The 12,108-nt window shown below is 71.8% G+C and carries 14 protein-coding genes and 2 pseudogenes; 6 read left to right on the forward strand and 10 right to left on the reverse strand.

Annotated elements, in window-relative coordinates:
- Nucleotides 1-19: 19 nt before the first annotated feature.
- The 6 genes from ACWCRD_RS43130 to ACWCRD_RS43155 all read right to left on the reverse strand — a co-directional run bounded on the left by ACWCRD_RS43130 (nt 20) and on the right by ACWCRD_RS43155 (nt 4,453).
- Nucleotides 20-487 carry a peroxiredoxin gene (locus ACWCRD_RS43130; RefSeq protein ID WP_450971140.1) on the reverse strand — a complete coding sequence of 156 codons (468 nt, stop codon included), beginning with the start codon at nt 485-487 and terminating at the stop codon, nt 20-22.
- On the reverse strand, nt 488-865 hold the full coding sequence (locus ACWCRD_RS43135; protein ID WP_450971141.1) for a DoxX family protein: 378 nt from the start codon (nt 863-865) through the stop codon (nt 488-490).
- A gap of 241 nt (nt 866-1,106) precedes the next feature.
- Complete coding sequence (locus tag ACWCRD_RS43140; protein WP_450971142.1) at nt 1,107-1,637, reverse strand: MarR family winged helix-turn-helix transcriptional regulator; 531 nt, start codon at nt 1,635-1,637, stop codon at nt 1,107-1,109.
- 88 nt (nt 1,638-1,725) lie between these two features.
- The gene (locus tag ACWCRD_RS43145; RefSeq protein WP_450971143.1) at nt 1,726-2,241 is read right to left on the reverse strand and encodes a GerMN domain-containing protein; all 516 of its coding nucleotides are present in this window, start codon (nt 2,239-2,241) and stop codon (nt 1,726-1,728) included.
- On the reverse strand, nt 2,238-3,728 hold the full coding sequence (locus ACWCRD_RS43150) for a sensor histidine kinase (RefSeq protein ID WP_450971179.1): 1,491 nt from the start codon (nt 3,726-3,728) through the stop codon (nt 2,238-2,240). The genes ACWCRD_RS43145 and ACWCRD_RS43150 overlap by 4 nt, the downstream gene beginning before the upstream one ends.
- Nucleotides 3,729-3,772: 44 nt before the next feature.
- Complete coding sequence (locus tag ACWCRD_RS43155) at nt 3,773-4,453, reverse strand: response regulator transcription factor (protein WP_450971144.1); 681 nt, start codon at nt 4,451-4,453, stop codon at nt 3,773-3,775.
- 227 nt (nt 4,454-4,680) lie between these two features.
- Here ACWCRD_RS43155 and ACWCRD_RS43160 point away from each other — a divergent pair, with 227 nt between their 5' ends.
- Complete coding sequence (locus ACWCRD_RS43160; protein WP_450971145.1) at nt 4,681-5,451, forward strand: DUF3152 domain-containing protein; 771 nt, start codon at nt 4,681-4,683, stop codon at nt 5,449-5,451.
- Between the two features lie 3 nt (nt 5,452-5,454).
- Here the strand turns inward: ACWCRD_RS43160 and ACWCRD_RS43165 are convergent.
- Nucleotides 5,455-5,776: pseudogene (locus ACWCRD_RS43165) on the reverse strand (NAD(P)/FAD-dependent oxidoreductase); the annotation flags it as partial.
- A 570-nt stretch (nt 5,777-6,346) separates the two neighbouring features.
- Between ACWCRD_RS43165 and ACWCRD_RS43170 the strand changes: the two are divergent.
- Both ACWCRD_RS43170 and ACWCRD_RS43175 read left to right on the forward strand, forming a co-directional pair.
- Nucleotides 6,347-6,625 carry a hypothetical protein gene (locus ACWCRD_RS43170; RefSeq protein WP_450971146.1) on the forward strand — a complete coding sequence of 93 codons (279 nt, stop codon included), beginning with the start codon at nt 6,347-6,349 and terminating at the stop codon, nt 6,623-6,625.
- A 58-nt stretch (nt 6,626-6,683) separates the two neighbouring features.
- Nucleotides 6,684-7,367, forward strand: coding sequence for a response regulator transcription factor (locus ACWCRD_RS43175; protein ID WP_450971147.1), 684 nt, complete (start codon nt 6,684-6,686; stop codon nt 7,365-7,367).
- An 18-nt stretch (nt 7,368-7,385) separates the two neighbouring features.
- On the opposite strand, the gene ACWCRD_RS43180 is transcribed toward ACWCRD_RS43175, so the two are convergent.
- Complete coding sequence (locus ACWCRD_RS43180) at nt 7,386-8,078, reverse strand: TetR/AcrR family transcriptional regulator (protein ID WP_450971148.1); 693 nt, start codon at nt 8,076-8,078, stop codon at nt 7,386-7,388.
- 117 nt (nt 8,079-8,195) lie between these two features.
- Here ACWCRD_RS43180 and ACWCRD_RS43185 point away from each other — a divergent pair, with 117 nt between their 5' ends.
- The 3 genes and pseudogenes from ACWCRD_RS43185 to ligD all read left to right on the forward strand — a co-directional run bounded on the left by ACWCRD_RS43185 (nt 8,196) and on the right by ligD (nt 10,980).
- A complete protein-coding gene (locus ACWCRD_RS43185) occupies nt 8,196-8,945 on the forward strand; it encodes an SDR family oxidoreductase (RefSeq protein ID WP_450971149.1) in 750 nt (249 codons plus the stop codon).
- Between the two features lie 55 nt (nt 8,946-9,000).
- Nucleotides 9,001-9,902 (forward strand): annotated as a pseudogene (locus ACWCRD_RS43190) (SDR family NAD(P)-dependent oxidoreductase).
- Nucleotides 9,903-9,999: 97 nt separating this feature from the next.
- Nucleotides 10,000-10,980: a non-homologous end-joining DNA ligase gene (ligD, locus tag ACWCRD_RS43195; RefSeq protein WP_450971150.1), complete on the forward strand. Its 981-nt coding sequence runs from the start codon at nt 10,000-10,002 to the stop codon at nt 10,978-10,980.
- 54 nt (nt 10,981-11,034) lie between these two features.
- Here ligD and ACWCRD_RS43200 read toward each other — a convergent pair whose 3' ends face one another.
- Together ACWCRD_RS43200 and ACWCRD_RS43205 are read right to left on the reverse strand one after the other, a co-directional pair.
- Entirely contained in the window at nt 11,035-11,514 is a 480-nt protein-coding gene (locus ACWCRD_RS43200) for a flavin reductase family protein (RefSeq protein ID WP_450971151.1), read from the reverse strand.
- A gap of 63 nt (nt 11,515-11,577) precedes the next feature.
- Nucleotides 11,578-12,054, reverse strand: a complete 477-nt coding sequence (locus ACWCRD_RS43205; protein ID WP_450971152.1) for an SRPBCC family protein — start codon at nt 12,052-12,054, stop codon at nt 11,578-11,580.
- Nucleotides 12,055-12,108: the final 54 nt, after the last annotated feature.

Consider the following 12,108-nt stretch of genomic DNA (forward strand, 5'->3'; position numbering starts at 1 on the left):
CCCTCCGTTTCGGTTGCCGTCACTTCTGCCGGTCGCGCAGGGCGGCGAGGGCCCGGTCGGCGTGGGTGTTCATCCGCAGCTCGCTGCGGACGATCTCCAGGACGGTGCGGTCCTCCGCTATGACGAAGGTGACCCGCTTGGTGGGGGCCAGGCTGAAGCCGCGCTTGACGCCGAACCGCTCGCGGATGGTGCCGTCCGCGTCGGACAGCAGCGGCATGCCGAGGCTGTGGCGGCCGGTGAACTCCTGCTGCTTCTCGACGGAGTCACCGCTGATGCCCACGGGCCGCGCACCGGCGGCCGCGAACTCGGCGGCCAGGTCACGGAAGTGGCAGGCCTCCGCCGTGCAGCCCGGGGTGAGGGCGGCGGGATAGAAGAACAGCACGATCGGCCCGTCGGCGAGCAGCTCGGACAGGGTGCGGGTGGTGCCGGTCTCGTCCGGCAGTTCGAAGTCGTCGATCTTGTCGCCGACGTTCACAGGCTCGCTCACCTAGCGGCCCTCCCCGTTCTTCGCGACGCTGCGCGCCCACAGCACGAGGGGCACCTGCAGCGGCAGCCGTCCGATGGCCGCGGCCTTCTGCGGGGCGGGGCGGTGCCGCCAGTCGAGGGCCATCTTCACGTTGGCGGGGAACACACCGACGAAGAACGCGGCGGCGGCGAGGGCCGCGGGCTTGCGGGTGCGGGGCAGTGCGATGCCCGCCGCAAGGGCCAGCTCGGCAGCACCGCTGGCGTACGTCCATGTCCTGGGCCTGCCCGGCAGGGCCTCGGGGATGGTCTCGTCGAACTTGTGCGGCGAGGCGAAGTGGGCGACACCCGCGGCGGCCAGCAGGCCGGCGAGCAGCAGGGGCGAGCGTTCGGACCGTGACACGGTTCCTCCTCTGATGACCTGCTGCCGGATGTTACCCGAGGGTAGAAGGGTGGTTCCGGCGGCCGGGCCCAGCCCGGAAGCCGGGCCGGGCGTGCGACGCTAGCGCTGCCCGGGGTGCGGTGGTGGGCGACGGTCATGACGGGGGCTTCCGCTGCGCGGTCTGCGGGAGCACGCTGCGGCGGTGGAGTCGGCGGCCGTGCGGCGGCGCCCCCGCGCGGCCTCCGCGTGAGGGGGCGCCGGATCAGGCGGTACCCGCCGACGCGGCCGGCTGCTCCTGCGCCTCCACCTCCACGGCGGCGGCGAGGAAGTCGTCGACCATGCGGTGGAAGAGGGTGGCCAGTTGCCGCAGTTCCTCCGGCTCCCAGTGGGACAGGGCCGCCTGCATGCCCCGCGAACCGGCCTCACGGATACGGTCGATGGCCTGCTGCCCGGCCTCGGTGAGCTCGATGCGCTGGGCGCGTCGGTCGTCGGGGTCCGGTACGCGGGTGACATAGCCGGACCTCTGCAGCTGCTGCACCGTCCGGGTGACGTGGGACGCCTCCACTCCCAGCCGGGCGGCCAGCTCCCCCGGGCGGAGCGGCTCGGAATCGGCGACCTGCCGCAGCAGTGCCACGGCCGCACGGTCCAGCGGCACACCGGCCAGGGCCATCAGCCGGTCGTGCTGCCTGGCGCGCGTGCTCAGGTAGGTGATGCGGGTGAGCGCCCGCTCGATCTCGATCACTTCGTCCGAGGCGGGGGCGTCGGGGATCTCGGGGGGCGGTGGAGTGGGCATGCGGTCCACTTTACCTCTTGTTGCGTAACTCAAGTAATCCGCTGCGGGCGTCTCCCCTGCGTCCTGCGGCCGCACGACGCGGACTGCACTACGCACCCGGCCCGCCGGGGCATTGGGTTCCCGCTCCCCGGATGTCGAGTCCACCCGGGCCGGTGACGGTCACCGGCTGTGGGTCGGCACCCGGGGTGATGACGCGTTGTGCCGCGACGGTCGTGCAGATGAGCTGCGCCGCGGCGAGGTCGCCCGAGTCCCCCGGAACGGCGGACAGCCGGATGGTCACGCGGCCGTCGCGTGACGTCACCGTCACCCGGGACATCATGGACGCCTCGGGCGGCAGCACCGTGTACAGGCCATCGGCCTGTTCCGCCCGGGTCGGCCCCTTCAACAGCACCCGTACGGCCGACTCGACATCGACCGGCCCGGCAAGGCTGCGGTCCACGCCCCGCAGGGTGCCGCCGGCCACGAAGTAGACCTGCAGCGTCGGCGCGACCCCGCTGGCGGGTCCGCCCGCCTCCACCACGCCGGTCGTGGGAATGCCGCAGGAGGTGAGCGCGCCCAGCATCAAAAGCCACATCAGGAATGCGGATCTGCGTGCGGCTCTCATGGCCTGCTCCCTTCTGCCGACGCGTCGCCGTCCGCCTGATCCTGAGCCGACCGCTCGTTGTGCAGCGGGAGTTCGACGGTGAAGACGGCGCCGCCCTCCGGCCGGTTCGCGGCGCTCACGCTGCCGCCGTGCACACGGACGTTCTCGGCGGTGATGGCCAGGCCCAGGCCGCTGCCCTCGGTGCGGGTGCGGGCGGCGTCGGACTTGTAGAACCGCTCGAAGACATGGGGCAGCACGGCGTCGGGGATGCCCGGCCCGCTGTCCAGTACCTCGATGACCGCCCGTCGCCCCGCCGCGGGCCGGTCCGCATCGGTCAGCCGCAACAGGACGGGGCGGGCGCCGTGCCGCAGGGCATTGCCCACCAGGTTCGCCACGACGACGTCGAGGCGGCGGGGGTCGACGCGCCCGCGCAGTGCGTCGGGCGGCGGCAACTCGGTGCCCACCAGGTCGGTCCAGCCGCGGGCGGCGAGGGTGCGCCGCAGCGATTCGGCGAGGTCGATCTCGTCCAGGTGCAGCACCGCCGCGCCCGCGTCGAAGCGGGAGATCTCCATCAGATCGTCCACCAGACGGGCCAACTTCACGGTCTCCTCACTGATCAGCCGGACCGCGGTGGCGGTGTCCGGGTCGAGGCGGGCGGCGTCCTCGTCGAGGACGTCGGTGACCGCGGACATCGCGGCCAGCGGGGTGCGCAGTTCGTGCGAGACGTCCGCGGCGAACCGGCGGGCCCGGGCCTCCATACCGCGCAGCTCGGCCACCGACGCCTCGAGAGCGGCGGCGGTCTCGTTGAACGTGTGCGACAGATCGGCGAGTTCGTCTGCGCCGTCCACGGCGAGCCGGGTGTCCAGCCGCCCCTCGGCGATGCTGCGGGTGGCGCCGCGCAGCGCCCGCACCGGCCTGAGCACCCCGCGCGCGGCGAGCAGGGCCAGCAGCACGGCCAGCACCAGGGCGGGCACGGTGGCCCGTTCGATGGCGGTGACCAGGGCGTCGACGTACGCCTGTTCCTTGGTCTGCGCCACGATCAGGAAGACCTGCAGGCCCGAGTCGCCCACGCCTCCGGCAAAGGTGACGGACATGCCGACGACGAGTGCGGTGTGGTCGCCGCTGTTCACTCTCTGGAAGACGGTGGCCAGTCGGGTGTCCACCGCCTTGCGCAGAGCCGGTGTGAGTTCCTCGAACCGGTCGCCCGTGAGGGAGGTCGCGCTCAGATTGCGGTAGGTGGCCATGACGCGCCAGGTCCCGGAGGGATCGGTTGCGGCCATGGCGGCCGCGAACCGCCGCAGTTCGGTCTCGTCCGGCGGCGCGACGACCTCGGGGGCGAGCCGGTTCGCCTGGGCGCGCAGTTGCGCGATCACCGTGTCCTGGCTCTGCTGGAGCAGCCCTGTGCGCGCCTCGCGGAAGCTCAGGGCGCCGGTGGTCGCCGCGGTGAGCGCGGCCACGAGCGCGAACGCGACGACCAACCGGGTGCGCAGACCGCGCAGTTGGGGCACCCTGAAGCGCTTCGCGAAGCCGCGTCGGGCCGTCGGCGTGCGCGTCACAGCGAGGCGAACCGGTAGCCGAAGCCGCGCACCGTCTCGATGTAGCGGGGTTCGCCCATCTTGGCGCGCAGCCGTTTGACGCAGGCGTCCACCAGGCGCGCGTCGGCGTGGTAGCTGTGTTCCCAGACCGCTTCGAGGAGTTGCTGCCGGCTGAACACCTGGCCGGGTGAGGCGGACAGGGTCATCAGGAGCCGCAGTTCGGAGGCGGCGAGCGCCACCGGCGCACCCTTCAGGGTCACCGAGAAGCCGGCCCGGTCGACGGTCAGGTCCCCGTAGCTGTCGAGCTTGGGTATGCCGCCGTCGCCGGGTGCGCCGGCCGCCCGGCGCAGCACGGCTCGGATGCGCGCCTCCAGCACCCTGGCCTGCACGGGCTTGACCACGTAGTCGTCGGCTCCGGCCTCCAGCCCTACGACGATGTCCTCATCGTCGCCCCGCGCGGTGGCCATGATGATCGGCAGCGTCTGGTCGAGAGCGCGCAGCGCACGGCACACGTCCAGGCCGGGCATACCCGGCAGCATCAGGTCCAGCACCACGACATCGGGCCGGAAGGAACGCACCAGCTCCAGCCCCTCCTCCCCCGTCACTGCGGTGGCGACCTCGTGCCCCTGACGGCGCAGGGCAAGGGCGACGCCCTCCCGCACGGCACGGTCGTCTTCGATCAGCAGAACTCGCGGCATGGGCTCAGTATCGGCATCTCCCCCGGCCCGCCGGGCCTCTGTTACGGGATGATCATATGCGCCCACAGCCGCCCGGGCGTTACCTTTTCGTTATCGTTCGGGCCAGATCCGATCACATATCGATCACAACCTGAACGACCATGACCGCGCACAAAGCAACTCGCTCGCCCAGTCGCCGTCGTCGGGGCCGTGTCTCGCACGCCGCCACTCGCCGGTCGAGGACGAAGGTGTGGGGAGGTCTGGCCGCGCTGACCGTCCTGAGCGTCACCGGTTTCGCGGCCGTGGGCTGGACGTCCGCCGACGCGCACCACGACCGGCCCAGACCCACCGCACACGCGGAGCCGGGCTCCGATCCCTCGCGTTCACCCCGCCCCGTCACGACGTCGCCCAGCCCGTCCCACAGCCCCTCCGCCCCGCCCGCCCCGAAGATCCCGGCCACCGGGCCGGACACGTTCGTCACCGCGGCCGGTGGGAGCGCCAAGGCCGGGACCGGCACGACGCTGCGCTACCGGGTCGAGGTCGAGAAGAACATCGATGTGTCCGCTGCCGCCGTCGCCAAGGAGGTGGAGCGCATACTCGCCGACCGGCGCGGCTGGACCGCCGACGGCCACTCGGCGTTCCAGCGGGTCTCCGGCGGCACCACCGACTTCGTCGTACGGATCGCGACTCCGGGGACCGTGGACAAGACGTGCGTCGCCGAGGGGGGTCTGGACACCGAGGGCAGGTACAACTGCAGCGTCAACCACAAGGTGATGGTCAACCTCGAACGCTGGCTGCTCGCCACCCCCGTCTACGCCAAGGACGTCACCGCCTACCACGCGCTGATCATCAACCATGAGGTCGGCCACTTCCTCGGACACGGCCACGTCACCTGCCCCGGCCCGGGGCAGCCGGCCCCGGCGATGATGCAGCAGATCAAGGGCATGCACGGCTGTGTGCCCAATGTCTGGCCGTACGACGAGCGGGGACGGTACCTCACCGGCCCCGCCGCCCCCTGAATTTCAGACCCCCGGCACGGTCGCGCCGGTACGCACGGCCTCGACCCAGACTCCGGCAGCGATCGCCTGCCGCCACGGCCGGAGGGCCCTGGGCGGCATGCCCACCGCAAGCGCACCGCTCACCCGCTCGCCGGCGCGATAGGCGGCCACGAACCTGCCCTCGGCCAAGTCCCCGTCGACGACGGTCGTACTGGTCGGACCAGAAGTACGGCACCGGGGTGAACGGTTTACGGGCGGCGGGACGCAGCGGATTGCGGGCGGCGGCCATGCCCTGTTCGGCGGCGTTGGTGCGGTGCTCGATCCGCATCGAGGTGCCGAACACGGGCGCCGGCCGCCCGGTGCGGAGACGAGTTGCCCGATCGCGTTGCCGCCGCGGAAGTCGCCCCAGACGTAGCGGCCGATCCGCTCCTTGTGTCGTACGCGGTCAGGAACAGGACCGGCGGGCGGTGGGCGGCCCGCGGGCGGCGCTCCCGGCCGAGGGCCGCCAGATCGGGCAGCGTGGCATCGAGGACCACGAGGTCGAAGCGCTGCTCCATGGCCCGCGCCAGCGCCTCCGCCCTCCGATGGTGCCGTTGGGGGACGAGGGAGGCATGTCACCCACCCTACGGTTCTGCTTGCCTAACTCAAGTAATCCATGCGCTTGCCTGACGCAAGCAACCCATCGCGTTCCTGTTCCCGGTCGGTGAGGCGGCACCACCCCGGAAACCAGACCCTCACCCGCAAGGGCCTGCACGATCCGCCCGCGGCCGAGGGCGTCGTACAGGAGTCCGTCCGCGTCTGACCTCGTGCCCTTCCTTCGAGAGGGTCGCCCGGGGCGAGGACACGGGCGGTCCTCGCCCGTCGTTCCCGGCGAGCATCGCCCACCATGGCTTCCAGGACCGACCGGAGAGACGCGATGAGCATCCCTTGGCAGCGATACGCGGGCGAACATGCGCACACCGTCGACACCATGACGGCTGAGTTCCTGGTCGCCGCCTTCCGCCTGGGCAGCGAGATCCGCTTGCCCGGCACGCACCGGCCGAACGCCGCGGCCCCCGGCCCGGGACGCCACCTCGGGCCGATCGGCATGCGCGAGTGTGCCCAGCCCGTCGGCGGCGCCCTCCGAACCGGTCTCCGCCTGGCCGGCGGTTTCGCGGTCATCACCCGGCCGCCCCAGTACCCCACCGCTCCCTGACGCCCAGAACCCCCGTGACCCACGGAACGGGGACCATGAGACGACAAGAACGGAAACCATGACCATCCGCGTGCTGCTCGCCGACGACCAGGCCCTCCTGCGGGCCACGTTCCGGATCCTGATCGACTCCTGTGACGACATGGAGGTGGTCGCCGAGGCCACCGACGCCGCCGAAGCCGTCGCCCTCGCGCGCGTGCACCGCCCCGACCTCGTCCTGATGGACATCCGCATGCCCGGCACCGACGGCCTGGCCGCCACCTCCCGGATCTGCACCGACCCCGAACTGTCGGGCACGCGCGTCCTGATCCTCACCACCTTCGAGATCGACGAGTACGTCGCCCAGGCGCTGCAGGCCGGCGCGAGCGGGTTCCTCGGCAAGGACGTGACCGCGGACGCGCTGCTCGACGGCATCCGGACCGTGGCCGCGGGCGATTCACTGCTCTCCCCGCTCGCCACGCGTGTGCTGATCACGCGCTTCCTGTCCGCCCCGGCACAGGGTGCCCCGCCGACGGCGTCCGAGGATCTCAGTGCGCTCACCGCCCGCGAGCGCGAGGTGACGGCCTGGGTGGCGGAGGGCCACTCCAACGAGGAGATCGGCGAGAAGCTCTTCGTCAGTCCGCTGACGGTACGCACCCATGTGCACCGCGCGATGACGAAGCTGGGCGCCCGTGACCGCACCCAACTCGTCCTCATCGCCTACCGGTCCGGGCTCGCACAGGCATCGCGGCCCGCGCAGCGCTGAGCACCGCGGGCTGCGCGCTCAGCCTGCGGAGAGTTTGTCCAGCCACTGTTCCAGCAGAGCCGACTCCGCCGGTGTGAAGACCGGGGACTGGGCGGCCCGCAAGCGGGCCGCGAGCGTGGTGGCGGCGACCGGGACGGCGCTGTCCCGTCCGGCCGGCTCGGCCGTGCCGGCCGGACGGGTCAGCGAGTCCAGCACGCTGTCGCGCAGCCGCTCGGAGAACTGCGGGTCCGGGTACTGCTCGGGCCTGGTCAGCATCGACAGGGCCGCCCCCACATTGGCGGACATGATCATCTGTGTGGCGAGGGCGGGCGGGACGGTGAGCCGGCCCGCGGCGGCGCAGCGTTCGAGGATGCCGTGCAGCAGCTCGTGCGCCTCCTGGGCTGCCGCGGGCGGGACCGTCAGCTCGGGCGAGTACATCAGGCGGTAGTGGTTGGGGTGCTCCAGCGCGAAGCGCATGTGGTTGTCCCAGCCGCTCCTGAGGTCGGCGACCGGGTCGTCGCTGGGCCGCGCCGCCCGCTTGGAGGCAAGATATTGCTCGAATCCCCGGTCGACCACGGCGGCCAGCAGCCCGGCCTTGTCGCCGAATATCCGGTAGAGCATCGGCGCCCCCACTCCGGCCGCCTCGCACACCGCACGCGTCGAGACATCGGCGACCGGCGCCTTGGCCAGCAGGTCCGTGGCCGCTTCCAGGATCTTTTCCCTCGCATCCATGGGTCCACGGTACGCCATCCGTAGCGTCGATACGAAATTTCACATACCGGCGCTACGAAGCTGTGTTATCGTCGATACGAGTACGGCGTAGCATCGCTACAAGCGAAGGGTGCAACCATGACCACTCAGCCCCCCATGGACCGGTGCGTCGCGATCGTGACCGGCGGATCTCGCGGCATCGGCCGTCAGGTCGCCGAGCGGCTCGCCGCCGACGGCTTCGCAGTCGTCGTCGGATACGCGGGCAACAAGGACGCGGCCGACGACGTCGTACAGACCATCGAGGCCGCAGGTGGCTCGGCGTACGCCGCCCGCGCGGACGTCGGCGACGAGACGGCGGTCGCCGCCCTGTTCGACCTGGCGGAGGCCACCTACGGCGGCATCGACGTGGTCGTGCACGCGGCCGGACGGATGCCCCTCTCCCCCGTCGCCGAACTCGACCTCGATGAGCTCGACGCCCTTTACCACACCAACATCCGCGGCACGTTCGTCGTCGACCAGCAGGCGGCCCGCCGCCTGCGCCCGGGTGGGGCGCTCGTCAACTTCTCCACCTCGGTGGTGGGTCTCGCCTTCCCCGGGTACGGCGCCTACGCCGCGAGCAAGGGGGCGGTCGAGGCGCTGACGCTGATACTCGCCCGGGAGCTGCGCGGCCGTGACGTGACCGTGAACGCGGTGGCGCCCGGGCCCACCGCCACCGAGCTCTTCCTCGACGGCAAGGACGAGGAGACGATCGCCCGTCTGGCCGCACAGCCGCCGCTGGAACGCCTGGGGACGCCGCAGGACATCGCGGGCGTCGTGTCCTTCCTGGCAGGCCCCGAGGGCCGCTGGATCAACGGACAGGTGGTGCGGGCCAACGGCGGCATCATCTGACGGCCCTCGCCGTCCTTCGAGAAGCTCAGAGTTCGAGAGCTGGAAAGGAACAGTCGTGAGTGACAGCAAGGTCATTCTCGTCACCGGCGCCTCCAGCGGTTTCGGCGCCCACACCGTCCGCGCGCTCGCCCGGCGCGGGCACACGGTCTACGCGGGCATGCGCGCCCTCGCCAGCCGCAACGCTCAAGCAGCCGCCGATCTGGCCGGCCACGCGGCTGAGCACGGAGTCGCCCTGCACGCCGTGGAACTGGACGTGACCCGGCAGGACAGCGCGGATGCGGCCGTCGCCCGGGTCGTCGAAGAACAGGGCCGCCTCGACGTCTTCGTCCACAACGCCGGGCACATGGTGCTCGGCCCGGCCGAGGCCTCACCCCCGAGCAGCTGGCGGATGTCTACGACACCAACGTGCTCGGCACCCAGCGCGTCAACCGGGCGGCCCTGCCCCGGCTGCGCGCGCAGGGCCAGGGGCACCTCGTGTGGATCGGCTCCTCCAGCACGCGCGGCGGCTGCCCGCCCTTCCTCGCCCCCTACTTCGCGGCGAAGGCCGCCATGGACGCCCTCGCGATGAGCTATGCCGCCGAGCTCATACGGTTCGGGATCGACACCTCGATCGTCGTGCCGGGCGCCTTCACCTCGGGCACGAACCACTTCGCCCACGCCGGCTCACCGGCCGACGCCGACCGGGCCGCCGCCTACGACGCCCGCTACAAGGCGCTCATGGACGACGTGAACGTGCGACTGGCCGGGCTGATACCGCCGGACGCCGACGTCACCGAGGTGGCCGAGGCCGTCGTGCGGACCGTTGAACTGCCGCCCGGCAGGCGGCCGTTGCGGGTTAACGTGGATCCGAGCCGCGACGGCAGCGAGGTCGTCTCCGCCGTGGCCGACCGCGTGCGCGCCGAGTTCTTCCGCAGAGTGGGCCTCGACGACCTGCTGACGCCGACGAGCAGCCTGTAGGCAGCGCCGTTCGCAACAGGCCCGCAGGCAGCGCCGTTCAGGGGAAACCGGGCGGCGGGGAGAATGGCGGCGGACCACACCGTCGACAACTCACCCCGTGACACTCCCCCTGATCCCGCCCATGCTCGCCACGCCCGGTTCCCTGCCACCCGCCGGGCAGGACTCCCGCTGGGCCTACGAGACCAAGCAGGACGGCCAGCGCGTGGTCGCCTACCTCGAAGGGGACCGCAGCATCCTGCTGCGGGCACGGTCCGGGGAGGACATCACCGCCGCATATCCCGAGCTGCAACCGCTGGGCGAGGCGCTCGGCGCGACTCCTGCCGTGCTCGACGGGGAGGTGCTGGCACTGGACGAACAGGGCCGAGCCGACTTCCAGTTGCTGCAACCCCGCATGGGGCTGGCGCACGCACCCGCCAGGGCGGCGCGGCAGGCAGTGAAGGCGCCCGTGCACCTCATCCTGTTCGACGTGATGCACCTGGGCGGCCAAGATCTCACGGCACTCCCCTATGCCCGGCGGCGCGAGCAGTTGGAGCGGCTGGGGCTTCACGGGCCGTACTGGTCCACCCCGGCCGCGCTGGTCGGCCACGGTGAACAGGCCTTGCAGGCTACCCGTGAGCATGGTCTGGAAGGCCTGGTCTGCAAGCGGCTGGACTCGGCGTACGAGCCCGGGGTGCGCTCCCGGGCCTGGATCAAGATCCGCAACATGCGCAGCGAGGACGTCGTGGTGGGCGGCTGGCTGCCCGGCAAGGGACGGCTGTCGGGGCTGCCCGGCGCCGTTCTGGTGGGGCAGCGGGCCGCGGGACGCCTCCGGTACGTCGGGAGTGTGGGCACCGGCTGGAGCGAGGCCGAGCGGTCGCAGCTCGCCGCGCTGCTGGGGGCCGCCGCGACCGACGTGTGCCCCTTCGATCCCGTGCCGTCGGTCTCGCGGGCCCACTGGGTGGTGCCCCGGCTGGTGGGCGAGGTCCGCTACAGCACCCGTACCCGGGCGGGAATGCTGCGCCAGCCGTCCTGGCTGCGGCTGAGGCCCGACCTCGCGCCCGAGGATGCATCGGCCGACATCCCGGACGACCGGGTCTGAACCCTGCCACCTGACACACCGTCACGAGATGCTGAACCTACGGTGGACACGCCGTCATACGGGGTGGCCGGGGCTGATGTCCCGGGCGTCGTCGAGCCGCAGCAGGGGTCCGTCCGCGCGGCTCCCCCAGTCCTCGGGGGCGAGGACGAAGCCGACGTGGTCGCCGCCGTCGACGCGCTGTTCGACGCTGCCCACGAACCAGGCGGCGGCGTCCTCCAGGACGACCGAGCCGCCGGGACCGCGCGTCCAGGGCACACGCGCGAACTTGTCGGTCCGGTCACCCGTCTCCCCGCCGAACAGGGCTGCCAGCTCGTGCTGTTCACGGGTCAGCAGATGGACGGCCAGGCGGTCCGCGGCACGGGCCACCGCGTAGGTGTGGTTGGCCCTGGAGATCCACACCACGAACCGCACCGGCCGCATGGAGCACTGGGAGGAGAAGGAGACCAGGCAGCCCGACCGCTGCGCGCCCGCCGCGGCCGTGACGACACACATGTCGGGACTCAGCCGACCCATGAACGCGTCCAGGTCTGTCATGTCCCCTCGCTCCTCAGCCTCGTCAGCGAACCGCGAGCCCTCGTGGGACTCCGCAGCCGACCGTCACAGCGGTGTGCCGGGGTCCTCGGGCCGGATGCGGCCACGCCAGCCGCCGGTGGCGCCGCCCTCGCTCTCCACGTAGTCCTTGAAGCGGCGAAGGTCCCCCTTCACCCGCCGGTCGATCAGGCCCAGCGCGTCCGCGCTCTGCTCGGCGACCCCGCTGGGTTCGACCTCCATCACCAGTTCCACGCGGGTGTGCGAGTCGTCCAGTCGCTCGAACCGGACCGATCCCCTCTGTTGCGTGTCGCCGCCGACGGACCGCCAGGTGATCCGGTCGTCCGGCAGCTGGTCGACGATCTCGGTGTCGAACTCGCGCCGCACCCCGCCGATGCTGGTGGTCCAGTGGTTGTGCCGGTCGTCGAGCTGCCTGACCTCGTCGACGCCCTCCATGAAGTTCGGGAACTCCTCGAACTGAGTCCACTGGTTGTACGCCATGTGCAGCGGAACCTCCACGTCCACTGCTTCCTTGACCTTGCCCATCGATGCCTCCTTGCCTGCTCCGGGGCCGACCGCGCCGGGCGACCGGCCTCCTGC

The organism is Streptomyces sp. NPDC002092, assembly GCF_053593775.1.

Excerpts from the sequence above, each read along its gene's own strand:
- ACWCRD_RS43140 (WP_450971142.1), bottom strand. The coding sequence starts at position 1,637 with ATGCCCACTCCACCGCCCCCCGAGATCCCCGACGCCCCCGCCTCGGAC.
- ACWCRD_RS43145 (WP_450971143.1), bottom strand. The coding sequence starts at position 2,241 with ATGAGAGCCGCACGCAGATCCGCATTCCTGATGTGGCTTTTGATGCTG.
- ACWCRD_RS43155 (WP_450971144.1), bottom strand. The coding sequence starts at position 4,453 with ATGCCGCGAGTTCTGCTGATCGAAGACGACCGTGCCGTGCGGGAGGGC.
- ACWCRD_RS43170 (WP_450971146.1), top strand. The coding sequence starts at position 6,347 with ATGAGCATCCCTTGGCAGCGATACGCGGGCGAACATGCGCACACCGTC.
- ACWCRD_RS43175 (WP_450971147.1), top strand. The coding sequence starts at position 6,684 with ATGACCATCCGCGTGCTGCTCGCCGACGACCAGGCCCTCCTGCGGGCC.
- ACWCRD_RS43180 (WP_450971148.1), bottom strand. The coding sequence starts at position 8,078 with ATGGATGCGAGGGAAAAGATCCTGGAAGCGGCCACGGACCTGCTGGCC.
- ACWCRD_RS43185 (WP_450971149.1), top strand. The coding sequence starts at position 8,196 with ATGACCACTCAGCCCCCCATGGACCGGTGCGTCGCGATCGTGACCGGC.
- ACWCRD_RS43200 (WP_450971151.1), bottom strand. The coding sequence starts at position 11,514 with ATGACAGACCTGGACGCGTTCATGGGTCGGCTGAGTCCCGACATGTGT.
- ACWCRD_RS43205 (WP_450971152.1), bottom strand. The coding sequence starts at position 12,054 with ATGGGCAAGGTCAAGGAAGCAGTGGACGTGGAGGTTCCGCTGCACATG.